Genomic DNA, 24,817 nt, shown 5'->3' with positions numbered 1-24,817 from the left:
TCTCGCCGAAATTAGCGCTTGACCTTCCAGTTGCTGGAAGGTCGATAAGTCTCTCCAACTGCCCTGCGGGCATAGGAGACAAGCATGAACATAAAACACGACCACCATCACGGCCACGCCCATGGCGATGACGATCATAGCCATTGCAGCCATGATCGGGCGAAGGTCGCCGACGCCATCATTCGTGATCCCGTCTGCGGCATGACCGTCGATCCGGAGGCCGGCAAGCCATCGCTTACCCATGCTGGCCGCATTCATCATTTCTGCTCCGAGAGCTGCCGGACGAAATTTGCGGCCGCACCCCAGTATTACCTGACAGCGAAGGACCCGGTCTGCGGCATGGCCGTCGATCGTTCGATGGCAAAACATTTTCTGAAGGTCGAGGGCGAGAAATTCTACTTCTGCTCGGCCGCTTGCCAGGCGAAATTCGAAGCCGACCCCACGGCCTATCGCGACGGCAACCGCCCGGCTGCAAAGCCGGCGCCGAAGGGTACGCTCTATACCTGCCCGATGCATCCGGAGGTCGTCAGCGACCGTCCCGGCGACTGCCCGAAATGCGGCATGGCGCTGGAACCGGCGGGTATTCCTCCTGATGACGAAGGCCCGAACCCGGAACTTGTCGATTTCACCAGACGGCTCTGGGTCAGCTCCATCCTTGCCCTGCCGCTGCTGGCGCTCGGCATGGGGCCGATGCTCGGCCTGCCGCTCCGCGAAGCGATCGGCGAACCGCAGGCGACCTACATCGAGCTGTTGCTGGCAACGCCGGTGGTGCTGTGGGCGGCCTTGCCCTTCTTCCGCCGCGCTTGGGCGTCTCTCGTCAACCGCAGCCCGAACATGTGGACGCTGATCGGTCTCGGCGTCGGCACCGCCTATCTCTACAGCCTCGTCGCCACGCTTGCGCCCGGGATCTTCCCGATGAGCTTTCGCGGCCATGGCGCCGCCGTGCCGGTCTATTTCGAGGCGGCCGCCGTCATCGTAGCGCTCGTCTTCGTCGGCCAGGTGCTCGAATTGAAAGCGCGTGAACGCACCGGCTCGGCGATCCGCGCCCTACTTGATCTCGCGCCGAAGACGGCGCGGCGCATTGATGCCGACGGCAGCGAAAGCGACGTGCCGGTGGACGACATCCAGGCCGGCGACCGGCTGCGTGTGCGTCCCGGCGAACGCATTCCGGTGGATGGTTCCGTCCTCGAGGGCCAGTCGACCGTCGACGAATCGATGATTACGGGCGAGCCCTTGCCCCTGGAGAAGGCGAAGGGCGATGCTCTGACCGGCGGCACGATCAACAAGAATGGATCGCTCGTCATGGCGGCCGAGAAGGTCGGCGCCGACATGGTGCTGTCGCGCATCATCGACATGGTCGCCGCGGCGCAACGCTCGCGGGCGCCAATCCAGGGCGCGGTCGATCGGGTGTCGGCCGTCTTCGTGCCGGCCGTCGTCGTCGTGGCCATCCTTGCCTTCATCGTCTGGGCCGCGATCGGGCCGGAACCGAGCCTAGCCAATGCGCTGCTGGCCGCCGTCGCCGTTCTGATCATCGCCTGCCCCTGCGCGCTCGGTCTTGCGACGCCGATGTCGATCATGATCGCAACCGGGCGCGGCGCTCAGGAAGGCGTTCTGATCAAGGATGCCGAAGCGCTGGAACGCTTTTCCAAGGTCGACACGCTGATCGTCGACAAAACAGGCACGCTGACCGAAGGCAAACCAGTTCTCACCGACATCGTCGCCTTCGGCGGCATCGAGGAGAACCGGCTGCTGACGCTGGCGGCAAGCCTGGAGCGCGGCTCTGAACATCCGCTGGCCGAAGCGATCGTTTCCGGCGCCGAAGAGCGCGATGCCACCTTCGTCGAGGTCACCGGCTTCGAGGCAAAGACGGGCAAGGGTGTCATGGGCCTTGCCGGCGGCATGACGGTGGCGCTCGGCAATGCGGCGATGCTCGCCGATCTCGGCGTCGATCCCGCGGCGCTGTCGGAAAAGGCCGAAGCCCTGCGCGGCGATGGCAAGACGGTGATGTTCGTCACGCTCGACGGCAAGCTTGCCGGCCTCGTCGCCGTCGCCGACCGGATCAAGCCGACGACTTCAGCCGCCATCAAGGCGCTGCACGACAGCGGGCTGAAGATCATCATGGCGACCGGCGACAACGAGCGCACGGCGCAGGCGGTCGCAAAAAGCCTCGGCATCGATGAGGTCCGCGCCGACGTGCTGCCGGAAGGCAAGAAGGCGCTGATCGAGGAATTGCGCGCCAAGGGCGCCGTCATCGCCATGGCCGGCGATGGCGTCAACGATGCGCCGGCACTTGCTTCGGCTGATGTCGGTATCGCCATGGGCACCGGCGCCGATGTTGCGATGGAAAGTGCCGGCATTACATTGGTGAAGGGCGACCTCAACGGCATCGTCAGGGCGCGGCGGCTGGCGGAGGCGACGATGCGCAATATCCGCCAGAATCTCGGCTTCGCCTTCGGCTATAATGCCCTCGGCGTTCCGGTCGCCGCCGGCGTGCTCTATCCGGTCTTCGGCCTGCTGCTGTCGCCGATGATCGCAGCGGCGGCAATGAGCCTGTCGTCCGTGTCGGTGATTGCCAACGCGTTGAGGCTGCGCTTGGCAAAATTATAGGAGATGGCAATGAATATCGGCGAAGCATCCGAGCGGTCCGGTCTGCCTGCGAAGACGATCCGCTATTACGAGGATATCGGCCTGATCCGCCCCGAAAGGGGCGGAAACGGCTATCGCGACTACGCTGCGAGCGACGTTCACAAGCTGCGTTTCCTGCAGCGCTCGCGCGGTCTCGGCTTTTCGGTCGACGAATGCCGGCAATTGCTGGCGCTCTATGAAGACAAGGCTCGGGCGAGCGCCGACGTCAAGGATATAGCCGAGAGCAAACTCGGTGAGATCGACCGCAAGATCCGTGAGCTGACGGAACTTCGCCGCACGCTGGAGCACCTCGTGCATGCCTGCCACGGCAATGACCGGCCGGACTGTCCGATTCTCGAAGAGCTTTCAGATGGCCGCTGAGCATTTCAGGAAGGTCGAGATGTGTCCTGGATGACCGCGTGAGAGAACGGCGCCGGCTCTGCAGCATCATCCTCGTCGCCGTCATAGAGTACGCCGTCGTCGAGGCGATGCTTGATCGCCAGCGCGTAGATCACGTCGAGAATATTGCGGTCCTTGAGATGCGGATCGGTCAGGGCGAGAAGCGAGGCCCGGACGATCTTCTTGCTGGTGGCCTTCGGACAACGCATCTTGACGAAATCATAGAGCGCCTCACCCGTCAGCCCTTCCATGGCGCCGTCCACGAGAGCTTCGTAGACCCGCTTCTTTTCCTTCATTGTGTATCTTCCCCTCCAAATCAGCGGCGTGATGATCTGTCATGTAATTGTCATAAACAATCGCCGATTTAGGGCGCTCATCGTATCCTGGCCGAATATTCAGCAACGATGTTCCGTCCGGATGACTTTTTTTGTCCCGCCGGGAATAAAATCCGGCGCGCTTGCGTATACTCAATCATGGAACGCAAAGACCGCCCGTTCGACGTCATCGGCCAGCTCGCAGCGCTGAGGCGCTACGCGCGCGCGCTGGTGCGCAATTCGGACGAGGCAGAGGATCTGGTGCATGATGCGCTGGTGCGCGCCTTCGAGAAGCGAAAGAGCTTCCGCAGCGGCGGCAACCTGCGCACCTGGCTGCTTTCGATTCTGCACAATGCCCATATCGATCGCCTTCGCCAGAAGCGGTCGCTGACACGGCGCCACGACGAAGCGGCTGTCGAAGCCGAGCAGTCCTTGCCGGCCGGCCAGGAACATGCCGTGCGCCTGCAGCAGGTGCGCGACGCCTTCTTCGACCTGCCGGAGGAACAGCGCGAGGCGCTGCATCTCGTGGCGATCGAAGACCTTTCCTATCAGGAAGCCGCCAATGCGCTCGGCATTCCGATCGGCACGCTGATGTCGCGCATCTCCCGCGCCCGCACGCAGCTGCGCGAATTCGAGGAGAAGACACCGCGCATTTCGCATCTGAGATTAATCGGAGGGAACGGCCATGAAAGCAGTTGACCCGATCGTCGACGCCGATCTCGACGCCTATGTGGACGGCGAGCTCGATGTCGCCCGCCGCATCCAGGTGGAGTCCTATCTTTCCGAGAACCCGGCGATTGCCGCCAAGGTGATGGCCGATCTCAGCGTGAAAGGTGAGCTGCGCCTGGCGCTTGCCGGCGAAAGCGCCTTCGGCCGTGCCGAGACCCGCGATGCCGCCCGCCGGCTGGAGCGTGGCCTTTCCTATGGCCGCATCTTCCACTCCATGCAGCGCATCGCCGCCGTCGGTATTCTGGTGACCGCCGGCTGGGTGGCGCACAATTCCTTCGGTGCATTCTCGGCGACCGAGGTGGCGGCCTCCGTTCCAGCGCCCGCCTATGTCGAGGATGCCGTCCGCGCCTATCAGACCGCGGTCCTGCGCGAAACCATGCCTTCGCAGCCACCGACCACTTACAGCGCCGACGAAATCCGCGCGGCCACCGCGATCGTGATGCCCGAACTGCCTAGGGATTGGAAGATCGCCGACGTGCAGATATTCCCATCCGAATTCGGCCCGAGCGTCGAGATGGCGATCGAGCAGTCGGATGGAAAGCGGCTGTCGCTTTTCGCCGTCCGTCCGGGCGCTTTCGAGGTCAAGCCGGTCAGCCATCTCACGCTGGAAAAAGCAGAAGCCGCCTATTGGCAGATCGGCGAGGTCGCTTACGCGCTGATCGCCGATGATAGCGGTCTCAATCTCGATCAGGCGGCCGAACGGCTCGCCCGCTCGCTCTATTAGTTCTAACCGAGGAGATCAGCATGAACCCGATCAATCCCCGCTATGGCGCCGTTGCCGGCTCCCAGGCCATCTTCGACGAGGGTCTGCGCCAGCACATGCTGCGCGTCTACAACTATATGGCTCTCGGCCTCGTCATCACCGGCCTCGTCGCCTTCGTCGTCGGTTCGACGCCGGCGCTTTACGTGCCTATCTTCGGCTCGCCGCTGAAGTGGGTGGTGATGCTGGCGCCGCTCGCCTTCGTCTTCTTCTTCTCGTTCCGAATCCAGACGATGTCGGCGAGCACTGCGCAGATCACCTTCTGGGCCTTCTGCGCCGTGATGGGCCTGTCGCTCGCCTCCGTCTTCCTGGTCTTCACCGGGATGAGCATCGCGCGGACCTTCTTCATCACCGCCACGATGTTCGGCGCCACCAGCCTTTACGGCTATGTGACGAAGCGAGACCTGTCGCGCATGGGCTCGTTCCTGATGATGGGCCTCTTCGGCGTCATCATCGCCAGCATCGTCAACATCTTCCTGGGTTCGAGCGCGCTGCAGTTCGCGATCTCGGTGATCGGCATCGTCGTCTTCGTCGGCCTCACCGCCTACGATACGCAGAACATCAAGGAACAGTATTCGGAAAACTACGATCAGGAATCGAACCATAAGCTCGCCGTTTTCGGTGCGCTCTCGCTCTACCTGAACTTCGTCAACATCTTCACGCTTCTGCTCAACTTCACGGGCGAGCGGGAATAGGACCGCGCTTCCGGGGGCAATGGAAGCGCAAGAGCGCCCGGTCTGCAATCTGTGACAGGATGGCAGATCGGGTGCTCGTCTCAAAACGAAGCGGCCGGGTTCACGCCCGGCCGCTTTCATTTCAGATGATACCCCAGGCACGATAGCGACCGCGGCCGGTGATTTCGCGAATGCCGATCTCATTGACGAGGTTCAGCGCGCCGCGCGGCGTAATCCTGAGATGGCGGGCAATCATCGCCGCCGAGACCATCGGCCGCGACAGGATGAAATCGGCAAGGTCCGGCAGGCTGCTGTTCGAGCGTCGGCCGCGGAAGCGCAGCTCCATCTGCGTGCGTGCCAGTGACAACCGGTCGACTTCCTTGAAACCGGCCGCGGCACCCAGATGCATCGCCTCCAGAAAGGCTTGCAGCCGTGTGGCCCGGTCGCGGGCTCGACGCCGCTCATGGCGCACCAGCTTCAGCCCGCCATAGAAGGAGAAGAGATGCGAGGCGACCTTGCCGCGGGCGCGCAGATAACTTGCGACGAGAAGACCACCGAGCCAATGCTGGCGCCGTAGCGGCTCAATCCTGTCCCAGGCTTCGAACAGAATGACGGCGCCGAGAACCGGCGGCAGGCTGTCGGCCAATGGCAAGACGCTTCGCCACTCCGCAAGCCGCTGCTCCTCGTCCCATTCCTCGTCGCCGAGCAGCCCGAGCGGGTCGTCGGTGCGCTTGGCCGGGCTGACAGTCGTCTCGGCAGCCGGCACTTTGCCGGTATGGACGTCGATGAGCTTCTGCGAGCGGGCAAGAAGCGCATCGATCTCCGCCATCTCGGCAGCGAGCGGCCCGTCTTCATCCCCCTCCTCGTCGTCGGTCTCGACCACGACCGCCGGGCTTTTGCTTTCCTGGACCGTGCCCTCCCCTTCCCCCATGGTCGCGGTCAGCGTTGCAAGGCCCGACCCGCTAAGAGCCCAGGAAGGTCCCCCGGTCCAGATGCGCCGACGCGTCCGCAGTACCGAATGGGCGATCGTCAGCTCGTGGCTGGGGGCGCGGCTATCCATATGCGCGTCGTGCAAAACCAGATCCTCGACATGCACGAGTTCGCCGGCGACCCAGAGCGCACCGGCGGCATCGAAGAAATGACTGCGTTCGGCAAATCCCTCGCCGACCGGCGAGCGCAACACCCGCTCGTCCAGCCGCGCCAGTCCGTCCTCTGCGGCAGCAAGAGGTGGAAGCAGGGTTTGCAGCATCGCACCGTCTATATCGTAGCGCATTGTTAAGCTTTACGGTTTTTCACAAATGGAAGCAAAAGACATGTTTTCTTCCGTCACTATGACATAGTTAACGGTGTATTTCAATAAAAGTGGTAGGGGAGAAGGCGGTTAGGGTCTCATCGACAGGCCGCATTTCCTTCTAACGCTCGCAGCTGGTGCGAGGCTTTTTGGCCACCCGGTCACCCGGTTCTCCTCGCCAGCGGACCATTTGCCCGCATTAACGCCATCAGCATCGGCCCGAGCGAGAATTCGCCGCGCTCCGCCCGCCGGGTCAGGTCTCGCAGATAGCCGCCGGCCGAGTTGATATGGCCGCCTCGTTCCAGAATGCAGGCGATCACAGTGGCGGCGTTGTCCGGTCCCATGATATCGCAGGCCAGTTGATAGGCGCTCGGGCTGACGCCCAGCGTCGAGCGGACGATGACGGCCGCGGCCATCAGATCCCGCCAGCTGCCGATCCCGCCGCCCGGCCCATAAGCGGCGATCTCGGGGCAGGCCTGCAACACCATGGCAAGCGGGAAGGACTTTGGCGGCTCCCGCCACGCCCGCGGTTCTTCCTCCGGCTTTGCGCCCTGCTTCGGTTCGAAGCTTGGTTCAAGTTCAGATATTAGGTGTGGGTTTGAATTATGTATGTGCCGACCGTTTTGGCTGTCATTGGCGTCTGTTTTTTCTGTTTTCGTTTTCGATTCCAGCGTCTTGATGATCATTTCGCGGAACGCCTCGAGATCCGTCAGCAGGCTTCTCATCTCCGCCGCCGACGGGCGGCGCGGCAGGCTGGCCGACAGCAGATTGAAATGTTTCTGCATCTCGATCCATTCGCCCGCAATTTCCTCTTCCAGCGCGATCTCGATCAGCTTGGCGATGTCACGTCGGCAGAGCGTCAGGCGCTCCCTCAGGCGCTTCCATTCGAGCCTATCGGCCATCACCTGAGCCGCTTGCGCTTCGATCTCGCCGGCGCGGGCAAGAAGCGGTGCCAGGCTGAAGCCGAAGGCCTCGCCAAGCCCGCCCTCACCGTTGCGGCGGGCAAACCGTTTGCCGTTCGGGCTATCGCGCCGGATGATCAGCCCGGCTTCCACCAGCATCGCCAGGTTCCGCCGCAGCGTCGTGCCGGCCATGCCGTGCGTGCGCAGCGAGAGCTGCTCATTCGAAGGAAAAACGACGAAGCCGTTGGCCTCGGCAATCTCGTTCTTCGGATAGAAGGTCAACAACGCGTTGAGAACGGCAAGCGCACGATCGGATACGCCGATCATGTCCTTTGCCTCGCAGAGCGAGCGAAAGATCTTCCACTTGTCGACCGATGCGTCCGGGTCGACCTTGCTGGCGCTTTCCTGGCTTGCCAGCATGCCAAGCGTCATCGATCGCCGCCCAAAGGGCGTCGATACATATTGAGGCTCCATGTCCCTCACCTTTTTTTCAAGGCAAAAGAAATCTTACCACCCAAAAGGATGCCGAAGACGCTTGACAGTGATTCGAGGAAGTGCGATTCTCAGATTGTCCAGATATGAGAAAGGCTTCCGCGACGGCAACGTTCGGAGGCTTTTTTCTTTTGCGCCTACTCTCCTGCTTGCAACTTGCCGGCCCGATAGGCTTCGTAAAGCTCATCGAGACGGCGTGAAATGTAAGCGCCGAAATCCGGCGCATCGCCTGTTTTCAACGCGATCGTGAATGAATTGCCGGCGCTTCTGATTCGGCCGGCAATCTTGCCGCCGCTCTTCGGCTTCCAGTCATATTTCGTGGGCTCCGGCTTCGCCTCTTTCCGGGCGAGCTCGGCAACCAAAAGCTCGAAACGGCGGTCGCTCTCTTCCGCCATGAACTGTTCCGAGGCGATAAGCTTCACAAGCCGCGCCGCCGTCATCCCGTTCCAGTCCTGGGCAAGCGCCATCCATTTACGCCGTCCAATGCCGGGGGCAGCTCCCACGGAGCGGACGATCTCGGCCGGGATGGCTTTTGCGACCGACAACAGCTTCGACAGCTCCGTCTTGTCGGTCGACAGCGCCTTCATGATGACAGGACGCTCAAACCCCTTGAGCTCGAGATTGAAGGCGAAAACGGCGCGTTCGATATAGGAAAGGTTCCGGCGCGCCGAGTTCTCGATACCTTGCGCGATGACGACATCGGTATCGTCGAGCTGACGGACGATCGCCTGCACTTTGCGTCCGAGCAGCCTGACGGCCTGCAGGCGTCGATGGCCGTAGGCGATCTGGTAGCGGGCCTCGTCATCAGGATGGCGACGAACCAGAACCGGCACTTCCTGGCCGTTCTCGGCAATCGACTGCACCAGCTCGTCTTCCATATCGAGCGGCTGGTCGGCAAGCCGGTCGCGCACGAAGGAGGAATCAATCAGATCGGGATCGAGTTCGACGATGCGCTCGCCGGAGAGCAAGGCCTCCTGCATCGCCCTGCTCTCTTCCTCCATGCGCCCGAGGGTCAGCGCCATCGTCCGGACCGGCCCGGCCGATCCGCGCGAAGAAGATTCTTCGTAGTTGGCCGCGGCCAACTCCTGCGCCGTATCGTCGAAAAGACCTTTGAGGCGATCGCGTCTGCTCATGTCCTGCCCCAGGCTTTGTGAATGCCGGCAAGAACCTCGCTGTTGGCGGCATTGACCGATTCCAACGCCCGATCGTAAGTCGAGCGGCGCACCTGCCCCTTCTCGATTTCGAAGAGCGTCTGCTTGGTCAGGCCGGCATCGGCAATCGCCGTCGATTTGAGAATGGTTGCCGTCAACACGTCATCGCCGAACAGGCTGCGCAACAGCGCAACGATCTGCGACTGCGGTGCATCGAAAGGTTCGTGGCGGGTGACGACATATTTGATGAAGTCGTGCTGCAGGTCGCCGCCGGCCTTGCGAACGACGGAGAGCAGATCCGAGGTCATCAGCAGGAACTGCGACATCGACGCGACGTCGACCATCTGCGGATGGATGGTGATCAGCAGCGATGTGGCGGCGCAGACGGCCCCGAGGGTGAGATAGCCGAGCTGCGGCGGGCAATCGATCACCACCACGTCGTAATCCGCCTCGACCTCGGCAATCGCCACGCCGACCCGGCGGAAGAACAGCTCGGCCGGCTTTTGACGATCGTTGAGCGCCCGCGGCGTCTCATGCTCGAACTCCATCAGCTCGAGATTGCCCGGCACCAGATCGAGCCCGTCGAAATAGGTCTTGCGGACAATCTCCTTCAGCGGCTTGCGTCCGGCATCGTAGCGAATGGCGCCATAGAGCGTATCGCCGTCGGAGAGATCGAATTCGGGCTGCACGCCCAGCATGGAGGAGAGCGAGGCCTGCGGATCGAGATCGATGGCAAGCACCCGGTAACCCGCCAGCGCCAGATACTGCGCCAGATAGAGTGTCGTCGTCGTCTTGGCCGAACCGCCCTTGAAATTGGTCACGGCGACCGTCTGCAGCTTCTCGCCGGGACGCCGCCAGGGAAGATAGCTGAGCGCATCCTTCGGCTTCAGCTTCGCCATATAATGGCGCAATTCATTGATCTGGCCGAGCGTATAGGAGCGCCTGCCATTCGGGGAAAGTTCCGGCTGCGGCCCCTTGCCATCCAGCGAAAGCTGGCGAAGATAGCCGTCGGAAACGCCGATCATCTGAGCGGCCTCGCCGGAGGAGAATGTGCGCAGCGTCTTCTGCGAAAGCGGCGGAAACAGCTTGTCGCGCAACAGCTTCAATTGCCGCGAAAGCTGGTTCGCATGCCGCTCGATCCGCAGATCTGTCGTCGATACGCTAATGTTGTCCAAAACACCCAATCCTTTTCGATGCGCTTTTCTGTCAACATAGCGTCAAAAAGCGTATCGAAAGTGACACGATTCGGGATTTCCGGCAACAATGGGGGCCAGGGCCCCATCAGCGGCCCAGTTGGCCGCGGCCAACTCCCTGCCCTGCCCTTGCGGCGATCCGGCTTTTTCGGCAAGACCGCCAGGAATCATTGGAGTATCGGCGTGAAGCACATCCATATCATCGGCATCGGCACGGGCAACCCGGAGCACGTCACCATACAGGCAATCAATGCGATGAACGCCGCCGACGTGATCTTTCTGCCGCTCAAGGGCGCGACCAAGGAAGAGCTTGCCGAAGTTCGCCGCGAGATCTGCGAGCGATATATCACACGGCCGGGGATCCGGATCTCAGAATTCGCAGTGCCGCAGCGACAGACGGCCGACAGAAGCTACGCGCAAAGCGTCGACGCCTGGCATGGCGAGATCGCCCATATCTATGCAGATCTGATCGCCGGCCTGCCCGAGGATGGCAGCGGCGCCTTTCTGGTCTGGGGTGATCCCAGTCTCTACGACAGCACGATCCGCATCATCGAACGGGTGCGGCAGCAAGCCGACCTGGATTTCGATTACAGTGTCGTTCCCGGCATCACCAGCATCCAGGCCCTGGCGGCCAGCCACAAAATCCCGATCAATCTCGTCGGCAAGCCGATCGAAATTACCACCGGGCGTCGGCTGGCGCGGGAGGGACTCCAGGCGCCCACGACGGTCGTCATGCTCGACGGCGATCAGGCTTTTGCCAAGATCGACGACCGCGATGCCGAGATTTTCTGGGGCGCCTATCTCGGTACCGAGGACGAGATCGTCCGATCAGGACGGCTCGGCGATGTCGCGGCCGATATCCTGACACTCAGGAGCCAGGCCCGGCAACGGCATGGCTGGATCATGGACATCTATCTCCTGCGCAAGGGACGGGATTTCGAGGAATAGCCGGTCGACCGTTTCCATCATGTTTTGCCGCGTCTGCCGCGATCATGTAAGACACGGACAGAGGATTAAGAATGGGCATAGAGACCGCCAAGGCGATCGACAGCAGAGGCGCGACGGACGGCCGTGATCGCGCGGCGGCGAAGAGGCGCGCGCGAGGCGCCTGCCCCGCCCTTGCCGCGCCGATGCCGACCGGTGACGGCCTGCTCGTGCGGCTGCGGCCGGCCGGCGGCGCCTTGACGGTCTCGCAATTCTCCGCCCTTGCTCGCTCAGCTACGGCGCATGGAAATGGTATTCTCGAGATCACTGCGCGCGGCAATCTGCAGATCCGCGGGCTGCGGGCCGAGACGGTCGGACAGCTCGCTTCCGATATTGATGCCGCCGGGATCACCGTGCCGGACGGGCCGGCGATCGAGATCTCGCCGCTGCATGGCATCGACCCGGAAGAGGTGAGCGATCCGGCCGCAATGGAACTGGCCCTGCGCAGCAAGCTTCAGGAACTGCTCGCCTCGCCGCGGCTTGCGCCGAAACTGTCGATCGTCATCGACGGCGGTGGAACCTTCGGCTTGTCGGAACTTTCCGCCGATATTCGTGTCGTCGCACTAGCCCAAGCGCATTGGCTAGTCGCCATCAATGGCGATGGTGCGACCGCAACGCCGGTCGCGGCCGGTCCTGCGGAGGCGGCCGTCTCGGCCGTTGGCGAAATCCTGGTTCAGCTGGCAATGCTCGGGCAGGGCAGTCGGGCACGGGATATCGATCCGGTGCATCTGCAAACGCATTTTCCCGCCATGGCAGCTATCCGATCCATGCAGTCGTGCTCGGCAAGGATGCCGCTACCGGGCCTGCATAGGCTGGCGGACGGCAAAGCCGTGCTCGGCGTGCGGCCGGAATTCGGCCAGACGAGAGCGTCCGACCTGACCGCCCTGCTCGATCTCGCCAAAGCCTCCGGCGCAACGGCCATCCGGCTGGCGCCGGGTCGCGGTTTCTTCTTCCTCGGCCTGCCGGCAGAGAGAGTGCCGGCGATCGAGGCCGCGGCCGCCAAATACGGCTTCAGCGCGCAAGCCGGCGATAAAGCCGAGCATATTGCCGCCTGCGCCGGCGCCGGCGCCTGCGGCTCCGGCTTCTACGAAACACGAACGCTGGCCCGCCGCATCCTGGCCGCGGCACCCGACCTGTTCGACGGGTCGCTGACGCTGCATCTCTCCGGCTGTGCCAAAGGCTGCGCGCATGCGCGCCCGGCGCTGACCCTGACCGGGACGGCTGAAGGTTACGATCTCATCCTCAACGGGTTGGCAATGGATCGGCCGGATGAACGGATCGCTGGCGGACGGATCGATTTCGCTATAGAGAGGCTCGCCCGCTCCATCGAAGATAACAGAGGCGCTGGCGAATCGACCGCCGCCTGCCTTACACGGCTTGGCGCAACCGGCGTTTCGAAGGTGCTGCGACAGGAATAGGAATGCCAGACTACGATTATATCCGCAGCGGCGACGCGATCTACGAGCGCTCCTTTGCGATCATCCGCGCCGAGGCCGATCTTTCGCGCTTCACCGAAGATCAGGCCGAGATCGCCGTGCGCATGATCCATGCCTGCGGGCTGGTCGAAGCGGCGGAGCATTTTGTGTTTTCCGCCGATGTCGTTAGCGCGGCGCGCGAGGCGCTGAAAGGTGGAGCACCGATCTTCTGCGACGCGGAAATGGTCGCTCAGGGCGTTACCCGGGCACGGCTGCCGGCGATGAACGAGGTGATCTGCACGCTGCGCGATCCCGCCACGCCGGAGCTTGCGGTCAAGACCGGCAATACGCGCTCAGCCGCCGCCATGCATCTGTGGCTCGACCGGCTCGGCGGAAGCATTGTCGCGATCGGCAATGCGCCGACGGCGCTGTTCCACCTGCTCGAACTCTTGCGCGACGGCGCCCCGAAACCCGCTGCTATCCTCGGCATGCCCGTCGGTTTTGTCGGCGCGGCGGAATCAAAGGATGCGCTGGCGGAAAATTCCTATGGCGTCCCCTTCGCCATCGTGCGCGGCCGGCTCGGCGGTAGCGCCATGACGGCGGCCGCCATCAATGCGCTGGCGAGGCCGGGCCTATGACAAAACAAGGCCGCCTGATCGGCGTCGGCACGGGTCCCGGCGACCCGGAGCTCCTGACCCTTAAAGCCGTCCGCGCCATCGAAGATGCCGACGTCATTGCTTACTTTGCCAAAGAGGGCAGGGGCGGCAATGGCAAGGCGATCGTCGAGCCACTGCTGAAATCCGGCGTGACGCTGCTGCCGCTCTATTATCCCGTCACCACCGAGATCGACAAGAACGACGAGCGTTACCGGAGCCTGATCACCCAGTTCTATGACCGGTCCGCCGAGGCAATCGCCGGCCATCTCGATGCCGGGCGGACCGTCGCCGTGCTCAGCGAGGGCGATCCGCTGTTCTACGGCTCCTACATGCACCTGCATGTCAGACTTTCCCAGCGCTATCCGACCGAAGTGATCCCCGGCATCAGCGCCATGTCGGGCTGCTGGTCCTTGGCCGGCATGCCGATCGTCCAGGGGGATGACGTGCTTTCCGTACTGCCCGGTACGATGGCCGAGGCCGAGCTGACGCGCCGCCTGGCCGATACGCAAGCCGCCGTCATCATGAAAGTCGGCCGCAATCTGCCGAAAATCCGCCGGGCGCTGGAAACTGCCGGACGACTCGGCCAAGCGGTCTATGTCGAACGCGGCACCATGGCGAATGCAGCCATGGCAAAGCTTGCCGACAGGGCCGACGGCGATGCGCCGTATTTTTCGCTCGTCCTGGTGCCGGGCTGGGAGCGCAGCCGATGAGCGGCGCCCTTTTCGTGATCGGCACCGGCCCCGGCAATCCCGAACAGATGACGCCGGAAGCGTTGGCCGCCGTCGATGCGGCGACGAATTTCTTCGGTTATGGACCCTATCTCGACAGGCTGCAGCTCCGCGACGATCAGCTGCGCCATGCCTCGGACAATCGCGAAGAACTCGACAGGGCAGGGGCGGCACTTTCGATGGCAGCGGATGGTGCCAAGGTCTGCATCGTCTCCGGCGGCGACCCCGGTGTCTTCGCCATGGCTGCTGCCGTCTGCGAGGCGATCGAGAACGGGCCGGCAGCCTGGCGCGCGGTCGATCTCACCATCCTGCCCGGCATCACCGCGATGCTGGCGGTGGCCGCGAGAGCAGGGGCACCGCTTGGCCACGATTTCTGCGCCATCTCGCTGTCGGACAATCTAAAGCCTTGGAATATAATAGAAAACCGTCTCGAATTGGCGGCCAGGGCCGGCTTCGTCATCGCCCTTTATAATCCGATCAGCCGGGCGCGGCCGTGGCAGCTCGGCGAGGCCTTCAAGCTGTTGCGCGACCATCTGCCGGCAACGACACCGGTTATTTTCGGGCGCGCGGCCGGGCGGCCGGACGAACGTATCGCCGTACAGCCGCTGTCCCAGGCGGATGCCTCGATGGCCGATATGGCGACCTGCATCATCATCGGCTCGGCCGAAACGCGGATCATCACGCGGCCCGGCAGGCCGGACCTCGTCTATACGCCGCGTTTCATGGCGGAGGGGAAGAGGTGATCGACCGCCGCCAGCGCCGCCTCGACAGTTTCGACCATCTTGACCGTGGACGCTTGCGCACGCGTGACCATCATCACCTCGATGCCGAGCAGGCGGGCTGCCTCGATCTTCGCATAGGTGGCGCCGCCGCCGCTGTTCTTGGCAATGATGACATCGATATGGTGCTGTCTCAGCAGAGCCAATTCGCCTTCCAGCGTGAACGGACCACGATCGAGGATATAATCGACATTCGCAAGCGCAAGCGGCGGCTCGACGGGGTCGACGCTGCGAACGAGATAGTGATGCTGTGCTGCCGCTTCGGCATAATGCGCACCCTGCCGGCCCGTTGCCAGGAAGACATGGCGGGGGGAGGGGCCAAGCGCCTCAATGGCCGCCGGAATGCTCCGCACGTCCCGCCAGTGATCGCCCGGCAGGCGCTGCCATTCGGGACGACGCAGAGCGATGGCGGTTATGCCGGTGGCCTCGGCAGCACGGGCGGCATTGGCAGAGATGCGCTCGGCGAAGGGATGCGTGGCGTCGATAAGCAGATCATATCCGCCCCCGTTCAGGAAATCGGCGAGCGCCGCAGCGCCGCCGAAACCACCGATTCGAACCGGAACCGGCTGCGCAGCCGGTTTTTCGGTACGCCCGGCCAGCGACAGAAGAATATCGCAATCGTCACGCGCCGCGAGCGCTTCGCCCAGCAGGCGCGCCTCGCTGGTGCCGCCGAGGATCAGAATGCGAGGTCGTCCCATGTCTGATCTCTCTCCTCCCGGCAATCAGCCCTGGCTGACTATTATCGGCATCGGTGAAGATGGTCCAGAAGGGCTGGGCGAGGAGGCGAAAAGGCTGATCGCCAGCGCACCGGCCGTCTTCGGCGGCGCACGGCATCATGCCCTGGCGGCGCAGCTGATATCAGGTGAGAGATTTTCCTGGCAGAGCCCGTTCGCGCGCTCAATCGAGGCGATCCTTGCAAGGCGCGGCACGCCGGTCGTCGTGCTCGCCTCCGGCGATCCGTTCCTCCATGGCGTCGGCGCAACGCTCTCCCGCCATTTGGCGGTGGAAGAGATGCGCACCATCCCGGCGCCTTCGGCCTTCAGCCTTGCCGCCTCGCGGCTCGGCTGGCCACTGCAGGACGTCGCGACGATTTCGCTGCATGGCCGGCCGATCGACCTGATCCGGCCGCATCTGCACCCTGGACGGCGCATCATCGCGCTGACGTCGGACGAGAACGGGCCTCGCGCGCTGGCAAACCTGCTTGCCGCCGATGGTTTCGGTCAGTCACAGCTTACCGTTCTCGAGGCGCTGGGCGGCTCGCGGGACCGGCGCAGAAGCGCGATCTCCGCGGATTTCGATCTTGCGGACATCGATCCCCTCAATGTCTGCGCCCTCCATGTCGCGGCAGGGGAGGGGGCCCGCATTCTGCCTTTCGTCGCCGGGCTCGAGGACGAACTGTTCGAGCATGACGGACAGATCACCAAACGCGAAATCCGGGCAATGACGCTGTCGGCGCTTGCGCCGCGGCACGGCGAACTGCTCTGGGATATCGGCGCCGGTTCGGGATCGATCGGCATCGAATGGATGCTTGCCGATCCGTCGCTGAAGACGATTGCCATCGAGCAATCGCCGGAGCGGGCGGCGCGGATCGCCCGTAACGCATCCGCCTTCGGCGTGCCGCATCTCGCCGTCATCGAAGGCGCAGCACCCGGCGCACTTGTGGGCCTGCCGGAACCGGATGCGATCTTCCTCGGCGGCGGCGGCAGCGAGGCTGGCGTCATCGATGCCGCGATTGCGGCGCTGAAGCGGGGAGGGCGGCTCCTCGCCAATGCCGTGACGCTGGAGATGGAAGCCGTGCTGCTCTGCGAACATGCAAAGCGCGGCGGCTCGCTGACGCGCATCGAAATAGCGCGCGCCGGCGCCATCGGCGGCATGAGCGGCTGGCGGCCGGCCATGCCGGTGACGCAGTGGCGCTGGACGAAAGGATGACGGAATGACGGTGCATTTCATCGGCGCGGGGCCGGGGGCTGCGGATCTGATCACGGTGCGTGGCCGCGGTCTCATCGCCCAGTGCCCGGTCTGTCTCTATGCCGGTTCGATCGTCTCTCCTGAACTGCTGCAATATTGCCCGCCGGGCGCGCGTATCGTCGATACCGCGCCGCTGTCGCTCGACGAGATCGAGGCGGAATATCTCGCCGCCGCGGCTGCCGGGCAGGACGTCGCAAGGCTGCATTCCGGCGATCTTTCGGTCTGGAGTGCGGTGGCCGAGCAGGTGCGCCGGCTGCAAAAACACGGCATCGCTTATACGATGACGCCGGGTGTTCCGGCCTTTGCCGCCGCTGCCTCCGTGCTCGGCCGCGAACTGACGATCCCGGCCGTGGCCCAGAGCCTGGTGCTCACCCGCGTTTCCGGCCGCGCTTCGCCGATGCCGAATGACGAGACGCTGGCGAAATTCGGCGCCACCGGCGCCACGCTGTCGATCCATCTGGCAATCCATGCGCTGAAGCAGGTGGTGGCGGAATTGACGCCGCTCTACGGCGCCGACTGCCCGGTCGCGATCGTCGTCAAGGCCTCCTGGCCGGACGAGAGCGTGCTGCGCGGCACACTCCGCGATATCGAGGCAAAGGTTGCGGCCGAGCCGATCGAACGCACGGCGATCATCTTCGTCGGCCCATCGCTTGCGGCAGAGGATTTTCGCGAGAGCTCGCTCTACGACCCCGCCTATCAGCGCCGGTTCAGGGGCCGCGAATAGAGTGATGCGGTCGGCCGCTCGCCAGCGGCCGACCGTATCGACAATGGTGGCGACGCTTCATGACCGCGCCGCAGGTCTTTGCAGTCTCAAACTCGTGCGGTGAGATGATCCATGCTGGTGCGTAGCGCTGCAGCCGGGTCCTTGACGGCATGCACTTCGGCTGCGAAGGGCTCGAAGGAGAACGGACCCTTGTAGCCCGCCTGCAGCAGCGCCTTGATCTGCCCAGCATTGTCGAGCCGGTCGTCGCCGTCGACGAGCACCCGATGAGAATCGCGCATATCGGCAACCGACACAGAGGGGTCGCTGACGCCGGAGATGTGGACGAGACCGGCAAGCTTCGGGAAGGTCGCCGCTTCGCCGGCAAGGTGATGGTGGAAGGTGTCGTGAACGAGCTTGAAGGTCGATTGCGCGCCGAGTTCCTTGATTGCCTCGGCCGCCTCGGTCTTCGAGCGCAGCGAGCAGATTTCGAAACCGAGCGGCTCGACGAGGCCGATGATGCCGGCTTCATCGAGCATCGGCTTCAACGCCGTCAGGGACTGGCGCAGATTGGCCTGCCGTTCGCCATCGGCGCAGCCGGTGCCGTCGTTCTTCGGAACGAGCACGAGCGCCTTGGCGCCACAGGCGCTGGCATAGTCGATCAGTTCCTGCGCTTCGGCTGCCCGGGTTGCATTCCATTCGTTGAAGCGCTGCAGCGCATTGATCGAGATGATCGTCAGCCCGTGGCTCTCGGCGGCTTGCTTGATCGCTTCGGGTTTGGTTCCGTCGAGAATGGCGTTGCCGGAAAGGTCGTTGCGGATCTCGACCTCTCCGATGCCGAGCGACTTTGCCAGCGCGAAGAAATCATCGATGGCAAGCGACGGCGCGGCCATATGGTTGAGCGCAAAGCGGATGGAAGTCATGACGGATATATCCTCCTCGTCTCCGCATCGCGGCGGAGCAATCCTGTGAATGGGCGTGCGAATCTCTATCGGAATTTGCGCGGCAATCCATCTGCCATCGCCTGCTCCGGCTTTCATTGCTGAAAGAATTTCGAGGGTAATGATGGAATTCCATCACTCCTCAGATGTTCTCTGAAATGTAGATGTCGAACGGCAGGAAGGACTGGCCGGGAATGGCGGCCTCGCCGCGCTCGATGGCGCCGAGCATCAGCGACACCAGCTCCTTGCAAAGGGCGGGCAGGGGGGTTGCGATCACCATCGTGACGATATCGTCGGCAAGCCCGGCCTTGCTGTCCGGCGTCAGTTCGTTGACCACCAGCGCGACCCTGCCGCCGACGCCCTCTTCGCGGAATGCCGAGATCGCCCCCTCCATGCCGCCGCCACAGACATAGAGGCCGACGAGATCGGAATGCTTCTGCAGAAGCGTCAGCGTCACCTCGTGGGTGATTTCGGCGGTTTCGAGATTGATCAGCGTGTCGACGACATCGAATTCCGGCGCATTCTCGCGAAAATAGGAACGGAAGCCGATCTCCCTGAGTTCATGGCCGTGAAAGCGGTGACTGCCGACGAAACAGGCGACCTTGCCGGGTTTGTGCGCCGTGCGGGCGATCGTCCAAGCAGCGGTTCGCCCGACCTTGCGGTTGTTGACGCCGACATAGGCGTCGCGCACGCCCGTGGCGAGATCAGAGAGCACCGAGAACACCGGGATGCCCCGCTCCTTCAACTCCTCGACCGCCGTCGTCACAGCGGGATAATCGGGCCCGACGACGGCAACCGCCTGGTTCCGGGCGGCAAAGCCTTTGATCTTCTCGATGATGGCGGCCGGGGTAGCCGCTGAGGGATAATCGATCTGGATCTGCAGGCGGGCGGTGGTCACGTTGCGCGCCGCCGCTTCGATTTCGCGAGCGAAGGCCTGATAGAAGGGCTGCATCGGCTTCTGCAGCAGGAAGGCCAGCCTATATTGCGGCAGATCCTCGAAGACACGTTGCCGGATGAGGCCGACGGCATGGTAGCCAATCGACTGGGCCGCGTCATAAACGCGCCGCGCCGTTTCCTCCCGCACGCGGTGGCGGCCGTTTAGAACCCGGTCGACGGTGGCAACACTGACGCCCGAGGCGCGGGCGAGATCGGAGATGGTGGGACGGCGCATAAATGTTCCTGATAGATTCAATCACGGATGCAAGCCATTTATGATGGCTTTTGATAGATTGTATCAAGCCTGCATTGAGGGCCCGCCAAAGTCAACCTATTCTGATCGGCAAGGGCAACGGGAGGCAGATGATGGCGACCCAGACAAAAAAACGTGACTACGATCTGCTTGGCGAAAGCAGCCGCACCGCCGTCGAGACGGGGCTGGCGGCAGCGCAATGGTACCACACCGATATTCCGCGCAAGGAGATGAAGGCGCTGATGCAGCGCTCCGATGCGCCTGGTATCCGTGACACGGTCATCTGGCTCGGCAGCATGGCGGTTCTTGCCGGGCTCGGTATCTATTTCTGGGGTTCGTGGATCGCCGTGCCCTTCTTCCTCGCCTATGGCGTGCTCTACGGCTCGGCCTCCGACAGCCGCTGGCACGAATGCGGTCACGGCACCGCTTTCAAGACGCGCTGGATGAACGACGCCGTCTATCAGATCGCCTGCTTCATGATCATGCGCAATCCGGTGACCTGGCGCTGGAGCCATGCGCGCCACCACACCGATACCGTCATCGTCGGCCGCGATCCGGAAATCGCTGTGATGCGGCCGCCGGACCTCCTCCGGCTGGTTCTCAATTTCTTCGGCATCCTCGACGTCTGGCACGCGATGATCGACATGCTGCGCAACGCCTTCGGTGTCGTCAGCGCGGCCGAGAAAACCTTCATTCCCGAAATGGAACAGCCCAAAGCGATCCGCATCGCCCGCATCTGGCTGGCGATCTATCTTGCGACCGTCGCCGTCGCGGTCGCCACGGGCTCCATCCTGCCGCTGATGCTGATCGGCCTGCCGCGTCTCTACGGTGCCTGGCACCATGTGCTGACCGGGCTCCTGCAGCATGGCGGGCTTGCCGACAACGTCATCGATCACCGGCTGAACAGCCGTACCGTCTATATGAACCCCATCAGCCGTTTCATCTACTGGAACATGAATTACCACGTCGAACATCACATGTTCCCGATGGTGCCCTACCACGCGCTGCCGAAGCTGCACGCGATGATCAAGCACGACCTGCCGGCGCCGAACCCGTCGATCCTCTCCGGCTATCGCGAGATGATCCCGGCCTTCCTGCGCCAGCTTCGCAACGAGGATTATTTCCTGAGGCGGGAACTGCCGGCCACCGCGCGGCCCTATCGCGAGGAATTCCACAACGAGCTGGCGCCGGCGGCACAATAATCGAAAATCGAGGAGGACAAAGATGAGCGGAAACTGGATCGAAGTCTGCGGCAAGGACGAGATCGACGAAGAGGATGTCATCCGCTTCGATCATGGCGGGCGCACCTTCGCGGTCTACCGCAGCCCCGACGACGAGTTCTTCGCGACCGACGGGCTCTGCACGCATGAACATATCCATCTCGCCGACGGGCTTGTCATGGATGAGATCATCGAATGTCCGAAACATAACGGCCGCTTCAACTACAAGACCGGCGAAGCCAAGGGCGCCCCGGTCTGCGTCAATCTGAAGACCTATCCGGTCAAGGTCGAAGGCGACACCGTCTTCATCGCTGTATAAGGAGGCCGACGTGGCTCATTTCGTCATCCTCGGTGCGGGCGAATGCGGTGCCCGCGCCGCCTTCGCCTTGCGGGAAAAGGGTTTTGACGGCGAAATAACGCTTGTCGGAGCCGAACCGCTGCCCCCCTATGAGCGGCCGCCTCTTTCGAAGGCGGGGTCCGATGCGAGCGATCCGAAATTCATCGTTGCGGCGGAAAAATACGCCGAAAACCGCATCCGGCTCCTGACCGGCCTGGAAGCTACGGACTTCGATCCCGCCTCCAGGACCGTCACGCTTTCGAATGGCACTGCGCTTCTCTACGACAAGCTGCTGCTGGCGACGGGCGCAGCCGCGCGATCGTTCCCCGGCGCCCCGGAAGACAGTCCGCATATCCGCGCGCTTCGGACCCATGACGATGCGGCGGCGCTGCGCGAGGCCATGAAACCAGGACGGCATATCGCCATCATCGGCGGCGGCTTCATCGGCCTGGAGCTTGCGGCGACGGCGCGCCTCCTCGGCGCCAAGGTCACCGTCATCGAGGGGCTGGAACGGGTGCTGAAGCGCGGCGTGCCGGAGGAGATCGCTCATCTGCTCACCGAGCGCCACCGCGCCGAAGGCGTCGATATCCGCTGCGGCGTTTCCATCGAGGCGCTGACGGCGGAAAGCGGGAAAGCCCGCATCCGATTGTCGAGCGGCGAGGTGATCGAAGCCGATCTTGCTCTCGTCGGCATCGGCGCGCGGCCGAATGTCGAGATCGCGCAAAGGGCCGGGCTGACGATCGAAAACGGCATTGCCGTCGACACCTGCCTTCGGACCTCGGCACCTGACGTTTTTGCGGCCGGCGACTGCTGCTCCTTTCCGCTGCCGATCTATGGCGACCGGCGGGTGCGGCTCGAATCCTGGCGGAGTGCCCAGGAGCAGGGCACATTGGCCGCGGCCAACATGCTCGGCCTCGACGAAGCCGTTTCATCGGTGCCGTGGTTCTGGTCGGATCAATACGACATGACGCTGCAGATTGCTGGCCTTGCCGAAGGGGCGGCCACGCATTACCGCCGCGACCTCGGCACCGGCGCCTTCATTCTTTTCCATGTCGACGCCGACGGACGGCTGATCGCCGCCAGCGGCATCGGCCCGGGCAATACGGTGGCGCGCGATATCAGGCTCGCGGAAATGCTGATCGCCGCACGCGCCCACCCCGCCCCGTCGGCGCTGACAGCCGCCGACGTCAAGCTGAAATCCCTTCTGGCCGCCTGAGCCGTCCGACATTTTCAAAGGAATTGATGATGAAAAAACATAAGCGTGCAACCGTCGCCGATCTGCTTTCGGAAAAAGGCAAGCGCCAGCTGACCATGCTGCGCGTCACCTCGCTGGAAGAGGCGGAAGCGGCCGAAAAGGCGGGGATCGACATCGTCTCTCTGCCGCCGTCGCTGCTCGGTCCGGTCTTTCGCGAGATCGCGCCCACGCCCTTTGCCATTCCGGGGCTCGAATATGGCGAGCATGTTTCGGCCGAAGACTATCTGCGCGCCGCCTTCGCGGCGTTGAAGGCCGGCGGCGACGCGGTCTATTGTGCCGCCAGCCTGCAGATCGTCCGGCGCCTGCGCGATGAGGGCATTCCCGTCTGCGGCCATCTCGGGCTGATCCCGTCGAAGGCGACCTGGACCGGCGGCTTCCGCGCCGTCGGCAAGACGGCGGCGAGTGCGGCCGAAATCTGGCGGCAGACCAAGGCGCTGGAGGAGGCCGGCGCCTTCGCTGCCGAAATCGAAGTCGTGCCGGGCGATGTCGCTGCCGCCATCAGCAGCAATACTTCGATGCTGATGATCTCGATGGGGGCCGGCAGCGGCTGCGACGCCCAATATCTCTTCGCCGACGACGTGCTCGGCGCCAACCGCGACCACTATCCCCGCCATGCCAAGGTCTACCGCAGCTTCGCCACCGAACACGACCGGCTGCAGCGCGAACGCATCGCCGCCTTCACCGAATTCGCCGACGATGTCCGAACCGGCGCCTACCCGGAAAAGCGCCATCTCGTCGGCATCGAGGAAGCGGAGCTGAAGGTCTTCCTGGATCGGCTGGCGAGCGAGACGGGGAATGGCTGAGCGTCTGTTCTTGACTTCGCTTGCGCTCAGCGCATTCGCTCCTGGCGTCGCTCACCCCCTCATCTAGCCTGCCGGCATCTTCTCCCCCGCTGGGGAGAAGGGGGATGTGGCAGCGTCTCGCCCTCCTAAAAGGTTCGCTTGTAGAAAACGAAGCTTGCATCTTGCTCCCCCTTCTCCCCCAGCGGGGAGAAGATGCCCGTAGGGCAGATGAGGGGGTGAGGAGCGCCCGCGACGAACGCCTTGAGCGCAAGCGAAAGGCATCTTCACGAGAGACAGAGAGATGTGGAAGGCCCGCGAAGTGGCTTCCGCTCCATTGGCTTCCGCTCCCGCCTGTGTCAGGAATGACCCATTCGGAACGGAGTATTCGGCCCCCTGTGACGATCGGCTTTGCGCATGCGGAACTGATTGCGGTGCTCGTCGCAGTGACGGGGGATGAACCGCGCGTGATGACCATCCGTTCCGGCGGCGCGCTGCCGTCAGGTCCCTTCGAAATGGGCCATCGCACCCTGCAATCAGGCCTGCGCGAATGGATCCAGGAACAGACGGAGCACCCAGTCGGCTATCTCGAGCAGCTCTATACCTTCGCCGACCGCGACCGGAACAACGACATCCCGGGCGGGCGGACGATTTCGATCAGCTATCTCGGCCTCGTCAACGAGCAGTCGGGCGCCGGCCGGCCGGGATGGCACGGCTGGTACGACTATTTTCCCTGGGAAGACCATCGGCAGGGCCGCCCGGCCGTGCTCGGCGAAATCATGACGCGTCTGAAGAGCTGGGCGGATGCCGATCCGGCCCGGCGTGACCACCGCCATCGCCGCGCCGATTTCACCTTCGGCCTCGATGGCGGCGGCTGGAACGAGGATCTGGCGCTGCAACGCTACGAACTGCTCTATGAAGCCGGACTCGTGGCCGAAGCCGGATGTGCTGGGGAAGCCAATCTCGGCCGGGCGATGTTTGCCGATCACCGCCGCATTCTCGCGACCGGGATCGCCAGGCTGCGCGCCAAGATCAAATACCGCCCCGTCGTCTTCGAGCTGATGCCGGAGAGTTTCACGCTCCTGCGGCTGCAGCGCACCATCGAGGCGCTCGCCGGCCTGACATTGCACAAGCAGAATTTTCGCCGCCTGATCGAACAGCAGGAACTGGTCGAGGAGACCGGCGGCACGGAAAGCGAAACCGGCGGCCGGCCGGCCAAGCTTTTCCGCTTCCGCCACACCGTGCTCGAGGAACGGGCGCTCGCCGGAACGAAATTACCGCTCTCCCGCAATTGACATATGCTCAGAACGAGAATATCTCTTTGCCCGTGATATGC

The 24,817-nt window shown here is 63.4% G+C and carries 25 protein-coding genes; 17 read left to right on the top strand and 8 right to left on the bottom strand.

Annotated elements, in window-relative coordinates; translation table 11 throughout:
• Positions 1-84 precede the first annotated feature (84 nt).
• Together K6M89_RS19620 and cueR are read left to right on the top strand one after the other, a co-directional pair.
• A complete protein-coding gene (locus K6M89_RS19620; protein WP_222140620.1) occupies positions 85-2,607 on the top strand; it encodes a heavy metal translocating P-type ATPase in 2,523 nt (840 codons plus the stop codon).
• Between the two features lie 9 nt (positions 2,608-2,616).
• Positions 2,617-3,006 carry a Cu(I)-responsive transcriptional regulator gene (gene cueR / locus K6M89_RS19615; protein ID WP_222140619.1) on the top strand — a complete coding sequence of 130 codons (390 nt, stop codon included), beginning with the start codon at positions 2,617-2,619 and terminating at the stop codon, positions 3,004-3,006.
• A gap of 5 nt (positions 3,007-3,011) precedes the next feature.
• Here the strand turns inward: cueR and K6M89_RS19610 are convergent, their stop codons facing one another.
• Positions 3,012-3,320 carry a hypothetical protein gene (locus K6M89_RS19610; RefSeq protein WP_222140618.1) on the bottom strand — a complete coding sequence of 103 codons (309 nt, stop codon included), beginning with the start codon at positions 3,318-3,320 and terminating at the stop codon, positions 3,012-3,014.
• A 177-nt stretch (positions 3,321-3,497) separates the two neighbouring features.
• Between K6M89_RS19610 and K6M89_RS19605 the strand changes: the two genes are divergently transcribed.
• The 3 genes from K6M89_RS19605 to K6M89_RS19595 are packed head-to-tail and all read left to right on the top strand — an operon-like array spanning position 3,498 to position 5,522.
• Entirely contained in the window at positions 3,498-4,037 is a 540-nt protein-coding gene (locus K6M89_RS19605; RefSeq protein WP_097606695.1) for a sigma-70 family RNA polymerase sigma factor, read from the top strand.
• A complete protein-coding gene (locus tag K6M89_RS19600; protein WP_097663910.1) occupies positions 4,024-4,791 on the top strand; it encodes an anti-sigma factor family protein in 768 nt (255 codons plus the stop codon). The genes K6M89_RS19605 and K6M89_RS19600 overlap by 14 nt, the downstream gene beginning before the upstream one ends.
• 20 nt (positions 4,792-4,811) lie before the next feature.
• Positions 4,812-5,522: a Bax inhibitor-1/YccA family protein gene (locus tag K6M89_RS19595; protein ID WP_222140617.1), complete on the top strand. Its 711-nt coding sequence runs from the start codon at positions 4,812-4,814 to the stop codon at positions 5,520-5,522.
• A gap of 121 nt (positions 5,523-5,643) precedes the next feature.
• Here K6M89_RS19595 and K6M89_RS19590 read toward each other — a convergent pair whose 3' ends face one another.
• From K6M89_RS19590 to repA, 4 genes are all read right to left on the bottom strand, one after another.
• A complete protein-coding gene (locus tag K6M89_RS19590) occupies positions 5,644-6,774 on the bottom strand; it encodes an RHE_PE00001 family protein (RefSeq protein ID WP_222140616.1) in 1,131 nt (376 codons plus the stop codon).
• A 179-nt stretch (positions 6,775-6,953) separates the two neighbouring features.
• Complete coding sequence (gene repC / locus K6M89_RS19585; protein ID WP_222140615.1) at positions 6,954-8,168, bottom strand: plasmid replication protein RepC; 1,215 nt, start codon at positions 8,166-8,168, stop codon at positions 6,954-6,956.
• A gap of 155 nt (positions 8,169-8,323) precedes the next feature.
• Positions 8,324-9,319: a plasmid partitioning protein RepB gene (gene repB, locus K6M89_RS19580; protein WP_222140614.1), complete on the bottom strand. Its 996-nt coding sequence runs from the start codon at positions 9,317-9,319 to the stop codon at positions 8,324-8,326.
• Positions 9,316-10,512, bottom strand: a complete 1,197-nt coding sequence (gene repA / locus K6M89_RS19575) for a plasmid partitioning protein RepA (protein ID WP_097581776.1) — start codon at positions 10,510-10,512, stop codon at positions 9,316-9,318. Before repA ends, repB begins: the two co-directional genes overlap by 4 nt.
• A 201-nt stretch (positions 10,513-10,713) precedes the next feature.
• On the opposite strand from repA, the gene cobF reads away from it, so the two are divergent.
• From cobF to K6M89_RS19550, 5 genes are all read left to right on the top strand, one after another.
• Entirely contained in the window at positions 10,714-11,478 is a 765-nt protein-coding gene (gene cobF, locus K6M89_RS19570; protein ID WP_222140613.1) for a precorrin-6A synthase (deacetylating), read from the top strand.
• Between the two features lie 71 nt (positions 11,479-11,549).
• On the top strand, positions 11,550-12,932 hold the full coding sequence (cobG, locus tag K6M89_RS19565) for a precorrin-3B synthase (protein WP_222140612.1): 1,383 nt from the start codon (positions 11,550-11,552) through the stop codon (positions 12,930-12,932).
• Between the two features lie 2 nt (positions 12,933-12,934).
• On the top strand, positions 12,935-13,567 hold the full coding sequence (locus K6M89_RS19560) for a precorrin-8X methylmutase (protein ID WP_222140611.1): 633 nt from the start codon (positions 12,935-12,937) through the stop codon (positions 13,565-13,567).
• A complete protein-coding gene (locus K6M89_RS19555) occupies positions 13,564-14,295 on the top strand; it encodes a precorrin-2 C(20)-methyltransferase (RefSeq protein WP_222140610.1) in 732 nt (243 codons plus the stop codon). The genes K6M89_RS19560 and K6M89_RS19555 overlap by 4 nt, the downstream gene beginning before the upstream one ends.
• Complete coding sequence (locus K6M89_RS19550) at positions 14,292-15,056, top strand: precorrin-3B C(17)-methyltransferase (protein ID WP_222140609.1); 765 nt, start codon at positions 14,292-14,294, stop codon at positions 15,054-15,056. The genes K6M89_RS19555 and K6M89_RS19550 overlap by 4 nt, the downstream gene beginning before the upstream one ends.
• On the opposite strand, the gene K6M89_RS19545 is transcribed toward K6M89_RS19550, so the two are convergent.
• Entirely contained in the window at positions 15,020-15,790 is a 771-nt protein-coding gene (locus K6M89_RS19545; RefSeq protein ID WP_222140608.1) for a cobalt-precorrin-6A reductase, read from the bottom strand. The two genes, K6M89_RS19550 and K6M89_RS19545, sit on opposite strands and share 37 nt — an antisense overlap.
• Between K6M89_RS19545 and cbiE the strand changes: the two genes are divergently transcribed.
• Together cbiE and cobM are read left to right on the top strand one after the other, a co-directional pair.
• Positions 15,789-17,021, top strand: coding sequence for a precorrin-6y C5,15-methyltransferase (decarboxylating) subunit CbiE (cbiE, locus tag K6M89_RS19540; protein WP_222140607.1), 1,233 nt, complete (start codon positions 15,789-15,791; stop codon positions 17,019-17,021). The two genes, K6M89_RS19545 and cbiE, sit on opposite strands and share 2 nt — an antisense overlap.
• 4 nt (positions 17,022-17,025) lie before the next feature.
• Positions 17,026-17,784: a precorrin-4 C(11)-methyltransferase gene (gene cobM / locus K6M89_RS19535; protein WP_222140606.1), complete on the top strand. Its 759-nt coding sequence runs from the start codon at positions 17,026-17,028 to the stop codon at positions 17,782-17,784.
• Between the two features lie 86 nt (positions 17,785-17,870).
• Here cobM and K6M89_RS19530 read toward each other — a convergent pair whose 3' ends face one another.
• Together K6M89_RS19530 and K6M89_RS19525 are read right to left on the bottom strand one after the other, a co-directional pair.
• A complete protein-coding gene (locus K6M89_RS19530) occupies positions 17,871-18,683 on the bottom strand; it encodes a TIM barrel protein (protein ID WP_222140605.1) in 813 nt (270 codons plus the stop codon).
• Positions 18,684-18,843: 160 nt separating this feature from the next.
• Positions 18,844-19,872 carry a LacI family DNA-binding transcriptional regulator gene (locus K6M89_RS19525; protein ID WP_222140604.1) on the bottom strand — a complete coding sequence of 343 codons (1,029 nt, stop codon included), beginning with the start codon at positions 19,870-19,872 and terminating at the stop codon, positions 18,844-18,846.
• Between the two features lie 131 nt (positions 19,873-20,003).
• Here K6M89_RS19525 and K6M89_RS19520 point away from each other — a divergent pair, with 131 nt between their 5' ends.
• The 5 genes from K6M89_RS19520 (at position 20,004) to K6M89_RS19500 (ending at position 24,776) form a co-directional block, all read left to right on the top strand.
• Positions 20,004-21,092, top strand: a complete 1,089-nt coding sequence (locus K6M89_RS19520) for a fatty acid desaturase family protein (protein ID WP_222140603.1) — start codon at positions 20,004-20,006, stop codon at positions 21,090-21,092.
• Between the two features lie 22 nt (positions 21,093-21,114).
• Positions 21,115-21,429, top strand: a complete 315-nt coding sequence (locus K6M89_RS19515; RefSeq protein ID WP_010028639.1) for a MocE family 2Fe-2S type ferredoxin — start codon at positions 21,115-21,117, stop codon at positions 21,427-21,429.
• A 10-nt stretch (positions 21,430-21,439) separates the two neighbouring features.
• A complete protein-coding gene (locus K6M89_RS19510; RefSeq protein WP_222140602.1) occupies positions 21,440-22,663 on the top strand; it encodes an NAD(P)/FAD-dependent oxidoreductase in 1,224 nt (407 codons plus the stop codon).
• 26 nt (positions 22,664-22,689) lie between these two features.
• Positions 22,690-23,505: a 3-methyl-2-oxobutanoate hydroxymethyltransferase gene (locus K6M89_RS19505; RefSeq protein WP_222140601.1), complete on the top strand. Its 816-nt coding sequence runs from the start codon at positions 22,690-22,692 to the stop codon at positions 23,503-23,505.
• Positions 23,506-23,846: 341 nt separating this feature from the next.
• Positions 23,847-24,776: an NUDIX hydrolase gene (locus tag K6M89_RS19500; protein ID WP_222140600.1), complete on the top strand. Its 930-nt coding sequence runs from the start codon at positions 23,847-23,849 to the stop codon at positions 24,774-24,776.
• Positions 24,777-24,817 lie beyond the last annotated feature (41 nt).

This window comes from Rhizobium croatiense (assembly GCF_019793465.1).
GTDB classification, from domain to species: domain Bacteria; phylum Pseudomonadota; class Alphaproteobacteria; order Rhizobiales; family Rhizobiaceae; genus Rhizobium; species Rhizobium croatiense.
Note: the sequence above shows the minus strand (reverse complement) of the source record. Positions and strands in the feature narration are given on the sequence as shown.